Here is a 19311-nt window from a genome sequence, read left to right on the forward strand (position 1 = left end):
AAATATTTTTTATCACTGCTGTCCGGTTAACTCTCGAATAAAAACAACTGGTTAGAGAGTTGAGACAGATCCTGAGAACGAGGATTAGCGGCAAATATAGATAGAATGGGCTTTTGCTCGAAAAGATTGGTTTCTAAAAAGTGTAGCATTTTTGAGAGTCTGGTTTTGATTTGATAGCGCTGTTTTAAGATAGCCAAACTGAGATAAACAATCATGGCAATCCAGATTTGAGTTTTTACAGCGTTGCGAGAAGTTCCATAAAACTTTTTGAAAGATGAACGAATCTTAAATAAAGAAGTCATGAAAGAGAAAGAGGAGTTGTGCCAGGAGGGAACTTTGAACGTGCTTGATCGAACATCTTTACTAGATTCGCGTACGGACGCACATCCAAAAAAGCAGCTTTTTTTGGCAAGGAACAACTATTTTCTATTGACTGGCTTTTTCATAGAAGAGGTCTAATAAATGAATAGTATTGATGCCAAGGCGAAAAATATTACCCTGGTTCGTGGAAAAGAAAAAGGGAATTCCTATCTCAAAATAACGGATGATGGGCAGGGAATTCCCCAAGACGAAACGGGTAGGCCGGATTTTAAATATGTGGCCACCCACATTTGTGACTCCATCAAGCGTCAGCTCAAGACCCAGGGGCTAAGAGGTCTGCAAGGGGAGTTTGGTATTGGCTTGTTGAGTTTCTGGACGGTAGGGGAAGAATTGATTCTCACCTCTTCCGGGGCCGATGGAAAGTCCTACCAGATGCTTATGGCAAAAGGGAATCCCGACTATACCGTTCAACCCAGACGCGCGCTCTTTGCCCAGCAGGGGACTGAACTGCTCATTCAAAATCTGCTTCCTGGTATCAAACAACTGAGTGGAGAAAAACTGCAATGGTACCTGGCCTCCGAACTGAGGGACCGGATTCGCAGCTCTGGCGTGCAGATCAAGATTGTCGATCGACAGTCTCGAAAAGAATTCAAAGTGGAACCTAGAAAATTTTCAGGCCGTCTGCTGCATGATCTTCCGGCTCTCGAATCTCCGCATGGAAATATTTATGTCGAACTTTATCTCACCGAATCCAATCCCAATAATCAGATTGGCCTTTGTCGCCTGGGGACAAGAGTCTTGGAAAAAATTGATCAATTGGAAATCTTTCAAAAAGCCCCCTGGAATTTGGATTGTTTTCAGGGGCTGATCGATGTCCCTTTTTTGAATCTGACCCCAGGCACCCGCTCCGGCATTATTCAGGACGATTATTTTTCGGCCTTTTGCTTTTCCCTGGCGCCTTTGGAAGAAACGTTAAACCTGCTTGTTGAAAATCAGCGCAAGGCCGAAGAAGAGCAAACCAGTCGCGAAATTTTAAGTTCCATCAAAAAAGCTTTTCTAGAAGCCCTTACCACCCTGCCCGATGAAGAATACGACTGGTTTGAAATCAAAAAACGACAGCAACAAGGGAGCAAAAATTATTTGGAAACCCTGGCTTCCAATTCGGAGTCTGCCAGCTTCGAAGGGGCCCCTGTCTTTGAAGATACTGCGTCAGAAACTTCTTCCGAAGAAACAGACTCTCCCCAGAAACAATTTTTTGAATTTTCCGGCCCACTGTTTAGCGTCAAAGTTTCCCCCGCTTCCTGTCTGATTCCTGTGGGCGGCAGCAAAAATTTTAGGGCTGTTTCCAGGGATCGCTCGCGAAGATTAGTAGAAGAAAAACTTTCCTACGAATGGAAAATTCTCGAAGGAGAAGGAGATCTGGAAGTTTCGGATAGCGAAGTCGTTGTCTTTATTGCTCCGCAAGAACCTGCCTTGACCCGCCTGCAAGTCACGGTCACCCAGCGATCTACCGTCTGCAGCGCGGAGGCCCTTATTACCGTCACGGATTCTCTTTTACCCAAGGCACAAGAATCGGAATCCCCTACCACTCAAGGACTTCCCGGTTATACCTTTCAGAAGGCCCCTGGCCAACTTTGGCGATCGAGATTTTTGCCGGAACAAAATGTGGTGGTCATCAATAATGCGCACCGTGATTTTGTCTACGCCTCGCGGAACAAATCTCTCAAACTCAAATACATCTGCCGACTCTTTGCCAAAGAATTGGTGTTCAAAAACTTTCCCGGTATTCCTCCCGATCAACTCTTGGAACGGATGATAGAGCTGGGGCTTTATACGGAAGAAAATCTTAAATAAGGAACTTTACATGTCAAAAAACAAAACAGGATTCAAAAAAATCGAGAAGAAAATTTCGCGTACGCGCAAGCCCGACGACATGAGTGTCGAAGAGTGGCAGATTGCCTTGCGACGGCAGTTTGGGAGAGAACAGAAATTTATTCTCAAGAAAGATCTTCAACGACCCGATGACCTGGATTTTCTGGTCACCAATCCTGAAAGTAAAAATACTTACCGGGTTGCCCTCCGGAGTACCGTGCCAGGGAAAAATTATTGTTCCTGCCCCGATTTTTCGTCGAATACCCTTTTGACCTGCAAGCACATCGAATTCAGTCTGGCCAAATTGGAGCGATCGAGAAAATTATCCCTTTTAAAAAATGCCCGGGTTCAAGCTTATTCCTCGGTTTTTGTGCAATATGGAAATGAACAAAAGCTGGCTTTCGAGCCTGCCTCCAATGCCTCTCCGCAACTCCTTAAACTGAGTGCACAGTTTTTTGATGAAGAAGGATTTTTTAGGCACGAAACTTTCAACAAGTTTCAGAAATTTCAACAAGCCCTGCAAATTCTTTCTGACAAAGTGCATGTCTATGACGACGCCCTTCGACTGATCCAAAACAAGAACGAACAGCAGTTGTTCAAAAATCGCATTGATGATTTTTTCCCTCAGGGAATCAGCAGTGCTACTTTTGACGATCTACTTGCTGTACCTCTGTATCCCTATCAACGCGAGGGGGCTCTTTTTGCTGCGCGAAATGGCCGGGTGTTGATTGCGGATGAAATGGGCCTGGGAAAAACCATTCAAGCCATTGCCGCGGCTGAAATTTTGGCGCAAGTCATGCGAATCCAGCGCGTGCTCATTGTGTGCCCCACCTCTCTCAAACACCAATGGCAGAGTGAGATTGAAAAATTTTCCAAACGTTCTGCCTTGGTCGTCAATGGTCTGTTAAAAAAACGACAGGAGACTTATGCCACTTCCAGCTTTTTCAAAATTATCAATTATGATGTGGTGTACAAAGATATTGCTCTGATCAACAGCTGGCAGCCCGACCTGGTGATTTTGGACGAGGCCCAGCGTATCAAAAACTGGAAAACGCGAGCCGCAAAAAGTGTAAAACTTTTGCAATCGCGTTTTGCGATTGTGCTCACGGGAACTCCCCTGGAAAATCGTTTGGAAGAGTTGCACTCCATCGTAAGTTTTATCGACAGGCAGCGGCTGGGGCCCCTGTTTCGTTTTTTACATAACCATCAGGTGAACAACGAGTTTGGCAAAGTGACTGGCTATCACAATCTGGATCAAATTGGCGAAAGCCTGAAACCCATTTTGCTTCGTCGCCATAAAAGTGAGGTGCTGCAACAATTACCCGAGCGCACAGATAAGACTTTTTTCATCCCCATGACCGAAGAACAATGGCTGCACCATGATGAAAATTATGAGGGAGTTTGCAAAATTGTGAACAAGTGGAGAAAGATGGGTTTTCTTTCGGATCAAGATCAAAAAAGACTGATGATGTTTTTGCAGAATATGCGTATGTCTTGCAACAGCACTTATCTTCTGGATTCCAAAACCGATCATGGACGCAAGATTCCGGAGATCATCACACTGCTCAAGGAAATTTTGGAAGAGCCCAATATCAAGGTGGTTATTTTCAGCCAATGGTTGCGCAGTCACGAACTGATCCTGAAACACCTGGAAAAAAGCAAAATGGGTTACGTCTTCTTCCACGGAGGTGTGGAGAGTAGCAAACGCCGAGACCTGATCCATAAATTCAAGCAGGACGAAAACTGCCGTCTCTTTCTTTCCACCGATGCCGGTGGAGTCGGGCTCAATCTGCAAAACGCCTCAGTTGTGATCAATGTGGATCAACCCTGGAATCCCGCTGTGCTGGAACAACGCATCGGTCGTGTGCATCGTATGGGGCAAAAAGAAAAAGTGCGAGTGTACAATTTTGTCGCAGAGAAAACCATAGAAGAAAGCATGCTGGGTGTCCTCAAATTCAAGAAGGGCCTGTTCTCGGGGGTGCTGGATGGGGGAGAAAGAGAAATTCATTTTGAAGGTTCACGCCTGAAAAAGTTTATGGAGACGATTGAAGCGATCACTCAAGAGCAGGAACAGATTCAGCATTCAGAAAACAGTTCCCAAGCAGAAAATACTGAAACCCTTTCTTCGCAAGTAATTCCTCTTCCTCAAAGTTTTTCTGAAACCCAAAATGCTTCTGTCCCTATTGCACCCACACTTGCCCAACCTATTAATTGGGAAGACCTCATCTCCAGTGGAATGGATCTGGTCCAAAAATTTATGACGCAGGTTGCACAACCTAAAACACAAAACCCAGAAAGCATGACGCAGGCAAACTCCCCGCGAGAATGGCTGAAGATGGATACGGAAAGTGGTCAGATTAAATTGAATATCCCCTTGCCAAAGCCTGAGACCCTGAACAAATTGGGGCAGGTGTTTGCTTTGGTGAAGGAATTGATGGGTTGAATCTGAAATATCTGAAGAATGAAATCCTATGTTAACTTCCATTTCAACTCCCATTTCAACTCTTGACAAAGGATAATAAAAAGGGAGCTAATTAACGCATTAGGGAAAATTAAATTTAACCATGAACCTAGGAGGTCATTATGCGAAAGTTACTACTTTTAGAGTTGATGGCTTGTGTTCTGGCAGCCATTGGTGCTTTGTTCTCAGTTACTCCTGCCTACGCCGAAACCTGCGGTCCCCAACCGGCTACGTTCGAGGTCGGAAACAGATTTGTCACCTTTGGTGGTGCCGGTTCCAGCGGTGCACCAGCCCTTGCGATCATTGTCTCGCGTCTGCCGATTGGGTCGAGCAACATCGTGGTTGCAACCAACCCCGTCGAATCGGGGCCGAACGTTATTTTTAACGGGCCAGTCGCGATCGGGCAGAGAATCAATTTTCCGGATTATGCGGGAACATTCTACGTCAAGGTCCCCGGCTCGGGTGGCCAAGCGGCCATTCTTGTCTGTCATAATTAATCGCGGTATGAAGCGATCGGGAAATTTATGCCCCTCCTCATCGAAAAGAAAAACCGCATCACGACAGTTCTTATCAATCGCCCGGAAGTAAAAAATGCCATTGATGGGCCGACGGCAGCGGCTTTGGCGGATGCCTTTAGAGACTTTGATCAGGATCCGGAATCGGATGTGGCGGTGCTTTATGGAAATGGTGGAACTTTTTGTGCGGGAGCCGATCTCAAGGCCATTCTCAATCCTCAGAATGAAAATCAGGCTCATCGTTTGGACCCCAGCGGCGACGGGCCTTTGGGGCCTACGCGTCTGCTTTTGAGTAAACCTGTTATTGCGGCCATCTCAGGTTATGCGGTAGCCGGCGGTTTGGAGTTGGCGCTTTGGTGTGACTTGAGGGTGATGGAAAAAAGCGCCGTCGTAGGGGTTTACTGCCGCCGCTGGGGTGTGCCCTTGGTGGATGGAGGCACGATAAGATTGCCGCGCCTCATTGGTTTAAGCCGAGCGATGGATCTGATCCTCACGGGAAGGCCAGTTGCAGCGGAGGAAGCCTTGAGTATGGGTCTCGCCAATCGAATTGCCGAAGATGGCAAATCCCGTGAGATGGCCGAACAGCTGGCGGCCGACTTGATTCGCTTTCCTCAAGCCTGCCTGCGCCACGATCGCCTGAGCGCCTACGAACAGTTTGACATGCCATCCCCTCAAGCGCTCCTCAACGAATTCAATCATGGGATGCAGGCGATTCAAAGTGGCGAAATTGTTTCTGGAGTAGAGAATTTCACGAAGGGAAAAGGCCGAGGGGGTTCTTTTAAGGATTTGTAAGTCTCTTACCAAAACACGCCCGAACTCGTATCGACTTCACTCAAAAATTTCTTTGATGTGAAATGAAAGCCCCTCCATCAGGGGGGACTTAAAAAGGGCGTTTTCAGGAAAAACTTGAAAAGTTTTGAAATCGGAACCTTCCCAAGTAATCACTTCAATATTTTTTCTTTCAGGATCTACAATCCAATATTCCTTTACTCCAAAGCGGCTATACAATTTCCTTTTGACCAAACGATCTCTTTGTTCTGTGCCAGGCGAAAGAACTTCAACAACCAAATCAGGGGCCCCCTGAATATTTCTTTCCGTTACTTGTTTCAGACGGTCCTTGGAAAGAAATAAAAGATCAGGCTGAACCACATCTTCGGGAGACAGAAAAACATCCAGGGGCGCAAAACGAACCTCACCCATTTTTTTAGACCTTACAAATTTATTAATCTTCTCGAAAAGTCGTGAAATAGCTGTTTGATGCTTCCAACTTGGCGAGGGGGTCATAAGCAAATCTCCATCAATAAGCTCGTATCTTTTATCTTCCGGCATCAAAAGATAATCTTCGTAGCTAAATTTGATTTTTTGAGCCTGTGCCATATTCAAAAAATTACTTTATTTTTAAGTGGAGAACAAGAAATTTTAGGGAGCCTGATGGGGCAGTACTTTTTATTGCTGCTTTGTTTCCCCTGTTTTTGGATCGACGAGAAACCAGCCAAATGTTGCATTGTGTTCTTTCAACAAAAGAATTGAATAGATAAATTTCTTTTTCATATAATGACAATAGTATGCTTTGCTTCAAAAGCAATGAATCATCAAGGGGTCTAAAAAAATGACGCAATTACGAGTTCCTTTAGTCATCTTATTGTTCTGTCTTTTTATTTTAACCCCTCACAGTTCCCCTGCTGCTCTTGGAATACCCTCCAGAAGCACGCTCACTGCAATCTGCAAAAGCTCTTTTGGAAAAGGGAAGTTTTCCACTGTCAACCTTTGGAGGACAGACAAGACGGGAGTAGCTCTTTACCAGCTCAATGCGGATATTAGCATCATCAAAGACGCTCCCACGTTGTATTATCGGCGTCTACCCTCCGAATTAACGATCGAGGAAGCCGCAACAATCATTGCTCTCACTCAAGCTCCGAGCTCCACTAACAACCTTGAGGGGCTAGTACGGCTCAGGGACATGCTAATAGAAAAATATGTTGAAATAAATTATCGAAATGCCCCCAGAAACACACTTCAAAAGATGAAAAAAAGGAGAGGGTAATCAATCTTCATTTCGTGCTTGAACGCGAGAGTGCAGAAGACCGGGAGATTATCAGTGACATTCTTTTCGAATTCGAGGCACTTCAGATAGTACAAACCATAATGGGTCAACCCGAGGAGATCCTGTGTTTCAGAAGCGGAAAAGTTTTACACTACAAGAAATTCTCTTGGAGATCGACAAGGTGAGAGCAAAAGTTCAGACACAGTTGGCTCGATTCCCAGATTTTCACGCGCTTCAGACTACGTTAGATGGCCTTGATGCTTACGAAACCGCTGTACACGATCAATGGCCTCTTTCAGACCAATTTCAAAATAAGGTAACATTAGGTGTGTTTGCAGCACGCAACCTTGATGAAATCGATAATGGAATGCTCACCAGGGCGATCTCATCGCTAGACGCTATGATGCACGGGAAAGTCTGAACATCTGTCGTTTATTTGACTAATAAAAAGTCTTCTTTTTGAAGACGAGATTGCATAATTTATTTTTCAGGGAGCAATCAAAATATGCTGTATCTCTTACCAGGCATGGGTGCGAGTAAAGACATGTACCAGGGTGCCTGGTTAAAACTTCCTGAAACCACCTTTATCAATTGGCCCAATTATCAGGGTGAAAGCTCCCTATCGGACGTGGCTCAAAGAGTCATCCAGGAGAATGGGATTACTGCAAAGGATTGCGTAGGAGGCTCCTCACTCGGAGGCATGATTGCCTTGGAAATTTTTAAGGAATTGAAAAATCCAAAAGTAATTTTATTGGGATCGGCATTGAATGCCCAAGAAATAAGGCCCCTCTTGAGGCTGCTGGCCCCGCTCGCCTCTTTCTCACCCGTAAAATTGATCCAATCCTTTACAAAAAGTTACGACAATCTTTTGATGAATATGTTTAGCTCTTCGGATTCCAATTTTATCAAGGCCATGTGCAGTGCGGCATCCAACTGGGAGGGCTACGAGGGAGATAAAAAAAATATCTTGCGCATCCATGGTGAGCGAGATCCAGTAATTCCATGCCCAAAAGAGGCAGAGGTCATTAAAAATGCCGGGCATCTTATTGCCATGACGCATGCAGAGGAGTGTGTTGGGATTATTAAAAGTCAGACTTGAAACAGTTAGCAAAGGAGATAATCTTCATGAAATATCCAAAAATTTTCGCTTTTCTATTGGTGTTTTTATTTTCAAGTCCCCTTGTTTTTAGCCAGGAACCCAGCCCGGAAAAAGCCAAGGATATTATCTCAAAAACTTCCAGAGAAGTAATTCTGGCTGTGAAATCTAATAATTTTAAAAAATTTTCTCAATTCATCCACCCCAGCAAGGGAGTTCGCATTTCACTCGATGCTTATGTGCTTCTTGATCAAGATCTTGTTTTTAGCTCTGCACAGTTTGCAAAGCTGAATCTGGATAAGAAAAAATATATGTTTGGTTACGCGGATGGTTCTGGGGATCCGATTCGCCTCACCCTCGCGCAATACTTTCAAAAACGGCTCTATGCCCATGACTTTTCGAATGCCCCCCAAGTAGGATACAATCAAACTCTGGGGCATGGAAATTCGATAGATAATGCCTTTAAAATTTATCCCAAGGCCATTCTTGTCGAATATTATTTTCCCGGCCTTGATCCGAAGGCCGATGGAATGGATTGGGTCAGCAGGCGTTTTATTTTTGAGGAGTATCAAGGGAAGTGGTATCTGACGGCGATTATTCATGATCAATGGACGACATAAGTCATTGTTGACTTAAATATTTTTTATGGAAAAATTATGGTTTCGGACTGTAAACCGTAAGGAGGATTCCATGAGGGTATTTAAGCTTTTAGTAACGGGTTTTTTGTTTAGTTCTTTTTTATCCTGCGGCGGATCTAGCGCGACCACAGTGACGGTAAGCGGGACGGTTGTCAACGGGCTGACAGGGGCGGCGTTGACGGGTGTGACCGTTTCGGACGGGACCACAAGCGTACAAACAAATTCTGATGGAACTTATTCGCTTGAGGCCACGGTGTCGGATTCCACGGGTCGTCTCTCCCTCAATTATTCAGCCACTTCTTTCATGAGAAATCAAAGAGTCACACAGGTGGGGAGAAGCTCCGCTCTGAAGCTGGATGAAGTGCTTTTACCCGTGACGGTGAGTGCAGAGATTAATCCCACCGTGGATCAGACCGTTGTGGTTCCTGGAAGCGCAGCTCAGGTCGTGGTGAGCGCTAATTCTCTTGTGGACTCCTCAGGAACGGCAGTCAGTGGAACCGTTACGGCCAATGTGACTCCGATCGATCCGTCTTCAGACCCAACCTTGATGCCTGGAGATTATGCGGCTACCCTGAGTGACGGCACGAGTACCAAGATCGAGAGTTTTGGGGCCTTGGACGTGACCTTTGAAGATGCTTCGGGAAATTCTCTCAATTTGGCAGCAGGCACGACGGCCACCATCCGGATTGCCATCCCCGCCAAGATGGCTCAAAATAATCCTCCAGCCAGCATTCCGCTTTTTTATTTCAACACGAGCACTGGTCTTTGGATAGAGCAGGGAACGGCGACTTTGCAAGGTACCGCGCCCTTACAATATTACGAAGGAACGGTCAGTCATTTCACCACTTGGAATGCAGACCGAAGGACGGAAACGTCGGTAATCTGCGGTCATGTAGTTAATACAGATGGATCCGCCATTTCTCTTAGCGATGGGGATTCAAGCAATGGCTCAATTCATGTCAGTTCAATCAAGGTTCATAGTGAAGGGGTAGATTATGTCAGTTATGATGAGTCTGCCGAAAACTGGGAGCTCGGAGATTGCAGTACTGGATGGGGTGGCCTCTTTTTTGGTTGTATTCAGTCGGATGGATCTTTCAAGGTCTCTGCAAAAGCCGATGCGGCCGTGAAGATTTTTGTGGAAGCGGTTCTGAATGGAAAGACTCATCGAACCAACACGATTACGGTGACGGCAGGTGCCGCTGCGACAACGTCAACAGCCTGTGTGACGAACTTGTCTTCCGACAACAATCTTGTTTTTGATATGACAAATGCAATTCCAATCATTTCATCCCTCTCGGCAGATCCTACAGCCACTGGGCTTGGAAGTCTTGTTACTCTGGTATGTAAGGCTAAAGATGGAGATGGAGATACGCTCAGCTATTCGTGGTCGTGGGCAAATACCCTGTCGGATACAGATCCAGACAAGGGAACTCTCTCCTCCGAGACAGGTGCCTCGGTGACCTGGACACCTCCTGCCTCTGCGGGTTATTTTTCTTTCACCTGTGCGGTCTCGGATGGAAAAACGACCGTGACAAAATCCACCAATGTCAATGTTGTGAATGATCACATGCCGGTGATTACAGCCGTTACAGCCGATTCTAGCTCTGTCACAGCGGGCGGAACCGTTGCCTTGTCTTGCAGTGCCACGGATGAAGATGTTGCGAATACTTTGAACTATTTTTGGGATATTGCAGGAGGCTCGATGTCCTCGATGTTTTCGGCCTCACCTACATGGACGGCGCCAAGCACAAACGGTACCTATAAACTTAGCTGTACGGCATCGGATGCATTATTGAATACTGAGCCTCAATCGGTGTCGATTGAAGTGACCGGTGGTAGCAGCGGAAACAGTGGTGGAAATAATGGGAATAGCGGAAACAATGGAGGGGGTGGAAACAGCGGGAATGTTCCTCAGATCTTAGCGTCCGTGCCGACGGGAGGCTATCTGTGGACGATGTCTGGTTCAGTAACCATGAACGGTCAAACAACCGCAATCCCTTCGCAATCGCTGGGTACATTTACTTTCAATCCAGATGATTTTGTGACGTCGATGACAACAACCTTCAGTCACGACACCTCTGCCTACAGCCAGTACGGATGCTCGACGAGCGTCAGCTACACGGCATACGATGGCACCTCGTTTTCAGCCACCTTCAGTCTGACGGGTTGTAATGTGTCCGGTTATGCCTTTTCGGAAAGTATTACCTATACGTTTACGAAACAGTAGAGTAAGGCCTCGTTAATTATTCCTGTTACGCGATTTTTAGCCCTGTAGCCTCCACTCTTACGAATCCAATCCAGATGTACATATCCCCGAGAGCTCCCTCCCCCTTCGACGGGGGAGGGTTGGGGAGAGGGTGTGGACTGAAGTATATCGCGTAACAGGAATAATGAAAAAAATCAGGCAGAGGCTTTTTTGGAACTCACCGTTTTGTCAGCCTTCCCTTTCAAATCGTCTGACATCAGATTGGAGAGAAAGGCCGTGAGCATATTGGAGGAATTACTTTCTCCTGCTCCGCCTTGAATTAAAATTTCCGGAATAATTTTGATTTGTCCGGCTGAAATTTGTTTGATGATTTCGATCAAAGCAATCTGGGAGGCGCCCAAGGTGGCAAGCTGCAGGCGGTAGGCCTCTGCGGTGGCTTGGCCCAAGGCCAAAACTTTTTCACCTTCGGCTTTTCCCACCGATTGAATACCAGCAGCGACGCCTTCCTGTTCGAGGCGAGTCGACTGACTTTTTCCTTCCGCCAGAATAATCTGCTGATTTTTTTGCTGGCTGGCAATCTGCACATCAATTTCTGCCTTCACCAGATTGGGCTGCAAGTCGGCTTCGGCCTTTGTTTTTTCCATTTCCTTACGTCGGCCTTCCGCTTCCTGTTGGGCATCAAACATCGATTTTTGCTGGCTCGCCACTACTTTGCTGGTGAGGGTCTGCATCAATCTTTCAGGCAAAACAATTTGGCAGATCAAAACGCTGACGCATTCCACATGATATTTTTTCAACTCTTCGTTGACATGCTGCTCCGCTTTTTTCTGTTCGTCGTAACGATCTTGTAAAAATTTCATCGCCTCCGAAGAAGAGGCCTGATTTCTAAACGAGCTGTCGATGAGGGGATGAATGACATGCTCGATCAAATTATCAATCGTTCCAATACGCGCCACCATGTGAGGCGCTTGTTCAGGCAATACCCTGAATATGACTTTTACTTCGACCGTCATTTCAAAACCATCTTTGGAAACAATAGAAAGCGGATTAAAAATGCGCGGCGTGTTGAGTTCAGGTTTTTCTCCCGCCCAATCAATGGTAATGTTGGTCGTGGGAATCAGATGGTGCGTGTAGGCCTGTTTGTTGAGATAGTAAGAACCTGGCCCCAAGACCTCGCGCTGAATTCCGCGATAGCCAGCATCCACCACATAACGTTCCACGCCCGATTTTAAGCGTTCTTCGGAATTTCTTTTATCGCCTTCTTCATTCTGTTCACTGGGGTCTTTCCCAATATTTGAAACGATTACCGCCACCTCGCCGCGCTGAACCTGCAGGAAGTCGTCGAGCATCACATCGAACATCAGGGGATTGATATAGTAGGTTCCAGGTTTTAGAAAATCGAGCTGCGGGCCGCGCTGGCCCCCGCTGGATAGAAATGCAGCGGAGTCCTGAAAGTCTTTGTGCCCCACCACGGCCTTTGCCACATATTCACTGGGAGGTAGCGGTTCGCCGTCTTTTGCGGTAATGAGGCCAATTTTCTTGGAAGGAATCAGCACAGCATTGTAGATTCCCACATTAAATAATTTGGTGTTGATGCGGTAAGTCCCAGGCAAAAGGATGTCAATCTGCGGCCCTTTTTGTCCACCGCTTTCCAGGAAGGCCTGCCCATTTTGAAAATTGTTGTGTTCGCCATCCACACGTCTGGCCAATAGTCTACCCGGCGCAATGGGAAGTCCATCGACTGCTACCATTACTCCCACCTGATTATTCGGGATGCTGATGGCTTTTACTTTTTCAACTTTAAACATGTAGGGATTAATTCGGTAAAGCCCGGGAGGAAGGATTTGGATTTGAGGTCCTTTTTCACCGCCATTTTTCAGAAAGGCCTCGGCGTCTTGAAAAAGATTGTGCCCTTCGACCACCTTGGAGAAAATTTTTCCAGGATGCACCGGCTCTCCATCAATCGAATCGACAATGCCCACTTCATTTTCGTTGATTTGGGTCATCTGCATCTTTTGAACTCTGTAAAGAAAGGGAATGAGCAAATGCAGACCTGGACCCAAAACTCGCGCCTGCATACCCACTTCATTGCTCATCGCCACCACCCGTCCCTCGGGAATTTTTCTCCCCAACCAACGCCGCTCGACAATGGCAATTTGAGTTCCACCGACAATCGTAATGGAGTGATAGAGGAAAAAAAGAAAGGCGAAGAGAATGGCAAGATAGAAAAACCAGCCACTCAACAGCTGAAGAACAAGAGGAATGATTTGCTCCATGGGTGAGCCCCTTTGATAGATATTTTGAAAAAGTGGAGCGGAAATTGTCTCCCCAGATAGAACCATTGTCCAATTGTTTTTTACCATCGAGTTTTTTCCTCAATTTTTTTCTTGAACACGTTCAAAAAATAGATTACATTTTGAACGTGTTCAAAAATGTGCCTTGAACAATCTAACCACAGGAGGAATTATGCTTTACAAACAAGTTGTTACAGGTGCTTTCGGGTATTCCGGCAAGTACATTGCTCAACGCTTACTGGCCGCCGGGGAGAAGGTCTGCACTCTCACAAACTCGAGCGGGCGAGAAAATTCATTCGGAGGGAATATTGAGGTTCGGCCTTTGAATTTTAACAATTCAGCGCAACTTGTGGAATCCTTGAGCGGTACACGCGTTTTGTACAACACTTACTGGGTTCGGTTTAATCACAAGGATTTCACTCATCAGGAAGCAGTGACGAACACTTTTAAGCTGTTTGCTGCCGCCAAAGAGGCGGGCGTCCAAAGAGTCGTTCACGTGAGCATTACCAATCCCAGACTAGATTCGCCGTTGGAATATTTTAAAGGAAAAGCGGAAATAGAAAAGGAATTGATCCAATCGGGCCTGTCGTACTGCATCCTTCGCCCTGCGGTCCTGTTTGGTAAGGAAGACATTCTAATCAATAATATTGCCTGGGCCCTGAGACGCTTGCCCGTTTTTGGGGTTTTTGGCGATGGAGGCTATGGCCTGCAACCGATTTACGTGGATGATCTGGCTCAACTGGCCATCCAGCACGCCCAAGAGTCCAAAAATGAAATCATCGATGCCATAGGGCCTGAAACCTTTACTTACCGAGAACTGGCAACGACCATCGGGGATATCATCGGACGTCGCCGACCGATCATCGGCGTTCCTCCATGGATGGGATATATGACAGGATGGCTGCTTGGGAAAATAGTTGGTGACGTCCTGATCACGCGGGAAGAGATCCAGGGTCTTATGGCCAATCTTCTCTGCACGCGCTCGAGTCCCACAGGATCTACACGCCTGACCGATTGGGCCAAGCGGAACGCGGATCGCCTGGGGACCCGATATGCCAATGAACTCTTCCGCAGACAAAATCGTGAGGCTGCTTATGATGAAAGAAACGGATAAAGCCAAGAAAACTCGCGCCCAAATCCTGCAAGCGGCGCTGGAACTTTTCTATGAGAATGGTTTTGAAAAAACCACTCTACGGGACGTTGCTAAGAAGAGCGGCATGGCCCTAGGCGCGACTTACTATTATTTTCATTCCAAGGAAGAAATGGTCTTCGAGTTTTATGCCCAAACTCACGAAGAGGCCTTGGTGCGTAATGCGCTTATTGTGAGTGAATCCACTAAATTTCAGAAGCGATTAAAGGCGCTGATCGACTTCAAGTTTGAACAACTGATGCCTTATCGTCCCTTTATCGGAGCGCTTGCTCGTTTTGCAGCGAATCCCTCTCATCCGCTTTCACCTTTCTCCCAACCATCGAAGCCTTATCGGGACCAGGCCATCGCGATGTTCGAACAAATTATTGAGGGTAGCGATATTAAAATTCCATCTCCCATCAAGCATAGCTTACCCACCTTGTTGTGGGCTTATCAGATGGCCCTCACCTTATTCTGGATCAATGATTCCTCTGCGGGCCAGGAGCATACAAAAAGTCTTGCAGACTTCAGCCAGAAACTCATCACAAAATGGCTGACCTTGTCGCGCCTCCCTCTCCTCCATCCTTTCCTCTCTTCTGTGGATACGCTGGTCCGAATGATTCAAGACCCGGGGTCTCCTCCACGTTAACTGGCGGCCTACAGCTCCAGGGCAGTGCATCTGAAATAGCCCTTGAATTTCCAGACACGAATGCCTTATTGATATCCGTGGGCGGAAATATGTTTTCATTATGGGCACCTACAGCCAGTACGGATGTACGACGAGTGCCAGCTACACGGCATATGATGGTACGTCGTTCACAGCCGCCTTCAGTCTGACGGGTTGTAATGTGTCTGGTTATGCCTTTTCGGAAAGTATTACCTATACGTTTACGAAACAATAGGGAGTGTCTTATCGAAAAACAGAAGCCTTCCAATCTTCCTGGTTTTTTTGGATAGAAATTAACTATCACGCCCGCCTAGAGGATCGCGTGATTCTATCCAAAAGACCAAGCGCTTCAAGTTCTCGATTTAACCAAGCGATGTTGGACGCCTGGCTTGCCCAATGAGCCAGATTATTTTCTTCAAGCCTGAACTGTTTCTCCAACTGTAAAAACAAGGATTCCAGTCGATGACTCATCGACCCTCGCAATCGGTACTGCGGCCGGTCTCGCCTTTTTCCGATAAAAGAAGAAATGGCCAGGCTTGCATTGGAAAACAGTATCCCAATTCTTGATGGGCTTTGATCCCAGTCTCCCAAAATTGCGGACAAAATCCTTTGGGTTTTTTCAATATCCGCAACAACTTGCTCTACACGCCTGATCGCTGTTGGATTGGCGGCCAAACCACTTCTTTGTTTTCTAAGATAATCAATCAGGGCCAGCAAATTATCCCTCATCCCCTGGATAGATTTCTGATAATTATTGTCATCGGTAAAATCCTTATGCGCCTCTACACGAGCATCCTGCAAACGACGTATGTAATCACGAATCACCAACATCGATTGCCAACGCAACCCACTCTCATGAATCTTGGCTCTCACTAACTGATAGGGAGCCTTGTTCCATGTTTTTGTTCGCGTCACAAATCCAGGTTGATGTTCTTCATCCAAAAACCACCTCAAGGCCAAAGAATCGATGGCAAACAGGCCTTCTATGGTTTTTTGATTGTGTGCATCTCTTTCAGCCAAATCACCAGGAAGCACTTTCCCTTGAGCTACCAATTCTTCGTTGAGTCTTCTTTCGATTCCCGCAAAAAAGTTGGTGCTGCTGGCCTCTTTTTTAAGTCTGGCCCGGGCGCTTGCAAAGGCCTCTTCAAACTCCAATCCTTCACTGTCCAATAATTGATTCAAAATATTCAAAAAAGTATCTTCATGACGAAGTCGGGTACAGCCTTTGAGATCCTCCAAGCCAGTTTCATTTTTTCTGAACGCTCGCTTGATTTCTGCTTCATCCGTGCTTTCTCTTCGTGCAAAATATTCCTTGAGCTTATCCACATTTTCCAGACCTACACAGGATACATTCTCATTAGACTCAGCATCTATCATTGCCTGTTCTATTGCTGCTCTTTCTGCATTAATTTTAGCGGCCTCATGCTGAGAAAAAATAGAGACTAAGGCTTTTTCATTCTCATGGCGATATCTGCACAATTCTTCTTCCAACTCATAAGGTTTCAAGTTTTTTCTATTTTGTATCACCCAATCACAAAAGCGATAGCCATCGTCCGGAGCCAGAACATTTTTCATGTAGGCCAAATAGGCCGCCAAGAAAACCTGATCCCCTCTTTGAAAGACTTTGTTTTCAGCGGTCACAAAGTGTCCATCTTCACTTTGGTTTGCTTCATCTCCCGCAAAAACTTGCATGGCCCTCAAAGTCGCCATTTCACTCACCGAATCAAACGAAAACTTTACAGGCCCTGTAGGAGATTCATGCCCCACCATTTCATCCGGAAAACCCAGTCCAGTTTGAAAGGCTAGATTCCACATCAAATCAAAACGACCTGCTTGAGCCAAAGCTAAATAGACCGAAGCAGGAATTCCTCTTCCACTGTTCAAGACCGATTTCATTCCGACAATGATTTGGGCATTGGGCTTAAAATTTTTGATACGCCCTTCAGAAAGAGCAAATCTCAAGGCCGGCGAGGGCAAACTGGTAATCACAGTATCTGCCAATTGCAAAAGCCCATCGTTGTATCTTGGATCGGAGGCGTGCAAGGCACAACGATCGTCCGTATTAATTTGGGCCCCACTAATAAAAGGAGTGGTCCCTTGGTAATTAATTTCATCCGCTGCCTTGCGGTCCTGATCACTTTCATGAGTCAACAAGACATGCACTACCGATTTTCCAAATAATCTTTGGGAGTGCTGAGTCACTTGCGCACTCATTTTATCAAGACCCACCCCATGTCTCCCGGCACCCAGTACGGTCACGAGATGCACATTGTTTGTTCTTAAATGCTCCCGTGCCCCCTCCAGATTCCCTGCTTCCAACATCTGCAAGGCCTCTTCCACATGGGTCGATTGACCCTGTTGATTCCAATATTGTCCCTTGGGCCTTTCCCGAACAGTTCCATCCTTACTTTTTCTCAACAGCAAGTAAGAAAGACCGGCCACCAAACTTAAAACGGCTACAAAAGGAGAAGTATGCCCCGCAGAAGCAGTGTGAGCCATGGCATGCGCGGCCTCGGGGTTTAGGAAGTGTGAGAGTGTAAGGGCCACTCCTGCCAATCCTAAGGCCGGAGTAGGGATGCTGGGAAATGTAAAGAGATCACGTAAACGGGTAAACGGGTGAACTGGTAGATTCCTAGACTCGTAGACTGGTGAAGGGGTGTTGTCGTTGCGAATTGCAGAGCCCGACTGGAGACGGGTATGAAGCAAAGCTCCCAGCTGTCCACCAACGTGCATTCCACAATCGCTGAACCAGGCAGTGGTTAAGGCCTGCATCGTAAAATGGGCAGCAATGTTATCGTTTTGAGGCTCTACAAAATAACGAATCCCTAATAAACCATCCAAGACGCGGGCCCCTAAAATTTCTGCAGCGGCTCCCACACTCATGGTGAGACCACCCAAGGAGCGGGCCAGCAAATAACTCAAGCCTCGACTGAGCAAACTGGATCCGGGAATAAATGCGGCAAGGACCGGTTGCGCAAAATGTCCTACATATTCTGCCGATCCCATATTGAGAGTGCCACGCACATCCCGATTTATTTCTACAAGATGCATGCGGTTTTCGCCGTAATAAAGCGATTCAAACCCTTCGTGCAAACGACTCGAAGCCAAGTGCACCACCAGACCTCTCAAGAGTAAATTATTCACCCCAAAAAGCCCCGCTACCGTCCCCCCGAAGGTGCAGGTGGTAAAGGCCAGGCCCGTTTCAATGACAAAATCTGCCGTAAGAACCTGATGCTGCACCGCAGATAAAAACTCATTGGCGCCCTGACGCAGTGTTCTATTTTGAATATGGCCATCGACAAAATGATGCGCCGAATCAAAAAGGGGATTAGCATAGGGAAGAACTGCTGCTTCACCAGCATGAAGCAGATAATTAAAATCATCGGCTAAGTGACTAATAAACGTAGGATGTTGTGGGTGTTGCGGCGGAGCCTGTTCCGAAGAAGTGCGGACATTTGTGGGCAATTGGATCTGCTGAGCTTCCAATGCCGGAGAATGGGAGTTCCCAGCAATAGTTGAACCTTCTGAAAGACGAATCCCCTTTTGCATGCTTTTATCCCCTTTTTTGAATTGGATCTCTTATCGCTACAAATGGGAAAAAGTTGCTAAATAACCGGCTAATAATTTCATGTTAAATGTGTAAATAAATATCAAGCCTATGATTTTCTTTATGAAAGTGAATTAATCTTTTTTTATTAAAAGTAGGGTTTTGGTGAGTTTTTGAATTTATGTTTTGTTCATCGTTTTCTCTTAAAGAAAAATGATGAAAGTTTTGAAGCAAAAGTGTCCCTGGTGTTCCCTCCTTTTTTCTCCGCATCCCCGATTAAAAGATCGTCAAATCTCTGTGCCACTGCCTCTTGCAAGAGAACTCAGAACCTCTTTCGTCAAAAAGAATGGAAAAGTAAAAATGAGAAGATCTGCCGTGAATCCCAGAAAGATTGGTGTCAGCGCGCATGACAGGGAGCCTGGAGTTCGCATGATAGGGCCCCACCTGTACGCATGATAGGGACCCGGTGGTTCGCAAGGATAGGGACCCACTTTTTCCTCTAAAAAATAGCGACGGATCTT

The 19311-nt window shown here is 46.3% G+C and carries 15 protein-coding genes; 11 read left to right on the top strand and 4 right to left on the bottom strand.

Annotated elements, in window-relative coordinates:
- Positions 1–26: 26 nt before the first annotated feature.
- The gene (locus tag HQM15_05390; GenBank protein ID MBF0492195.1) at positions 27–302 is read right to left on the bottom strand and encodes a hypothetical protein; all 276 of its coding nucleotides are present in this window, start codon (positions 300–302) and stop codon (positions 27–29) included.
- A 160-nt stretch (positions 303–462) separates the two neighbouring features.
- On the opposite strand from HQM15_05390, the gene HQM15_05395 reads away from it, so the two are divergent.
- The 4 genes from HQM15_05395 (at position 463) to HQM15_05410 (ending at position 5961) form a co-directional block, all read left to right on the top strand.
- A complete protein-coding gene (locus tag HQM15_05395) occupies positions 463–2175 on the top strand; it encodes an ATP-binding protein (GenBank protein ID MBF0492196.1) in 1713 nt (570 codons plus the stop codon).
- A 10-nt stretch (positions 2176–2185) separates the two neighbouring features.
- A complete protein-coding gene (locus HQM15_05400; GenBank protein ID MBF0492197.1) occupies positions 2186–4636 on the top strand; it encodes a DEAD/DEAH box helicase family protein in 2451 nt (816 codons plus the stop codon).
- Between the two features lie 140 nt (positions 4637–4776).
- Entirely contained in the window at positions 4777–5151 is a 375-nt protein-coding gene (locus tag HQM15_05405; protein MBF0492198.1) for a hypothetical protein, read from the top strand.
- Between the two features lie 27 nt (positions 5152–5178).
- Positions 5179–5961, top strand: a complete 783-nt coding sequence (locus HQM15_05410; GenBank protein MBF0492199.1) for a crotonase/enoyl-CoA hydratase family protein — start codon at positions 5179–5181, stop codon at positions 5959–5961.
- Between the two features lie 36 nt (positions 5962–5997).
- Here HQM15_05410 and HQM15_05415 read toward each other — a convergent pair whose 3' ends face one another.
- Positions 5998–6546 carry a Uma2 family endonuclease gene (locus HQM15_05415; GenBank protein ID MBF0492200.1) on the bottom strand — a complete coding sequence of 183 codons (549 nt, stop codon included), beginning with the start codon at positions 6544–6546 and terminating at the stop codon, positions 5998–6000.
- Between the two features lie 232 nt (positions 6547–6778).
- Here HQM15_05415 and HQM15_05420 point away from each other — a divergent pair, with 232 nt between their 5' ends.
- The 5 genes from HQM15_05420 to HQM15_05440 all read left to right on the top strand — a co-directional run bounded on the left by HQM15_05420 (position 6779) and on the right by HQM15_05440 (position 11174).
- A complete protein-coding gene (locus HQM15_05420; GenBank protein MBF0492201.1) occupies positions 6779–7213 on the top strand; it encodes a transglycosylase domain-containing protein in 435 nt (144 codons plus the stop codon).
- Between the two features lie 124 nt (positions 7214–7337).
- Positions 7338–7634 (top strand): hypothetical protein, encoded by a 297-nt coding sequence (locus HQM15_05425; protein MBF0492202.1) that lies wholly within the window; start codon positions 7338–7340, stop codon positions 7632–7634.
- A gap of 84 nt (positions 7635–7718) precedes the next feature.
- A complete protein-coding gene (locus tag HQM15_05430) occupies positions 7719–8312 on the top strand; it encodes a hypothetical protein (protein MBF0492203.1) in 594 nt (197 codons plus the stop codon).
- Between the two features lie 26 nt (positions 8313–8338).
- Positions 8339–8929, top strand: a complete 591-nt coding sequence (locus HQM15_05435) for a hypothetical protein (protein MBF0492204.1) — start codon at positions 8339–8341, stop codon at positions 8927–8929.
- Between the two features lie 70 nt (positions 8930–8999).
- The gene (locus HQM15_05440; GenBank protein MBF0492205.1) at positions 9000–11174 is read left to right on the top strand and encodes a hypothetical protein; all 2175 of its coding nucleotides are present in this window, start codon (positions 9000–9002) and stop codon (positions 11172–11174) included.
- Between the two features lie 173 nt (positions 11175–11347).
- Here HQM15_05440 and HQM15_05445 read toward each other — a convergent pair whose 3' ends face one another.
- Complete coding sequence (locus HQM15_05445; protein MBF0492206.1) at positions 11348–13429, bottom strand: hypothetical protein; 2082 nt, start codon at positions 13427–13429, stop codon at positions 11348–11350.
- A gap of 190 nt (positions 13430–13619) precedes the next feature.
- Between HQM15_05445 and HQM15_05450 the strand changes: the two genes are divergently transcribed.
- Together HQM15_05450 and HQM15_05455 are read left to right on the top strand one after the other, a co-directional pair.
- Positions 13620–14561 (top strand): NAD(P)H-binding protein, encoded by a 942-nt coding sequence (locus tag HQM15_05450; protein ID MBF0492207.1) that lies wholly within the window; start codon positions 13620–13622, stop codon positions 14559–14561.
- Complete coding sequence (locus HQM15_05455; protein ID MBF0492208.1) at positions 14542–15225, top strand: TetR family transcriptional regulator; 684 nt, start codon at positions 14542–14544, stop codon at positions 15223–15225. Before HQM15_05450 ends, HQM15_05455 begins: the two co-directional genes overlap by 20 nt.
- 318 nt (positions 15226–15543) lie before the next feature.
- On the opposite strand, the gene HQM15_05460 is transcribed toward HQM15_05455, so the two are convergent.
- The gene (locus HQM15_05460; protein ID MBF0492209.1) at positions 15544–18792 is read right to left on the bottom strand and encodes a hypothetical protein; all 3249 of its coding nucleotides are present in this window, start codon (positions 18790–18792) and stop codon (positions 15544–15546) included.
- Positions 18793–19311: the final 519 nt, after the last annotated feature.

It is taken from the genome of Deltaproteobacteria bacterium, from assembly GCA_015233135.1.
GTDB lineage: Bacteria > UBA10199 > UBA10199 > JADFYH01 > JADFYH01 > JADFYH01.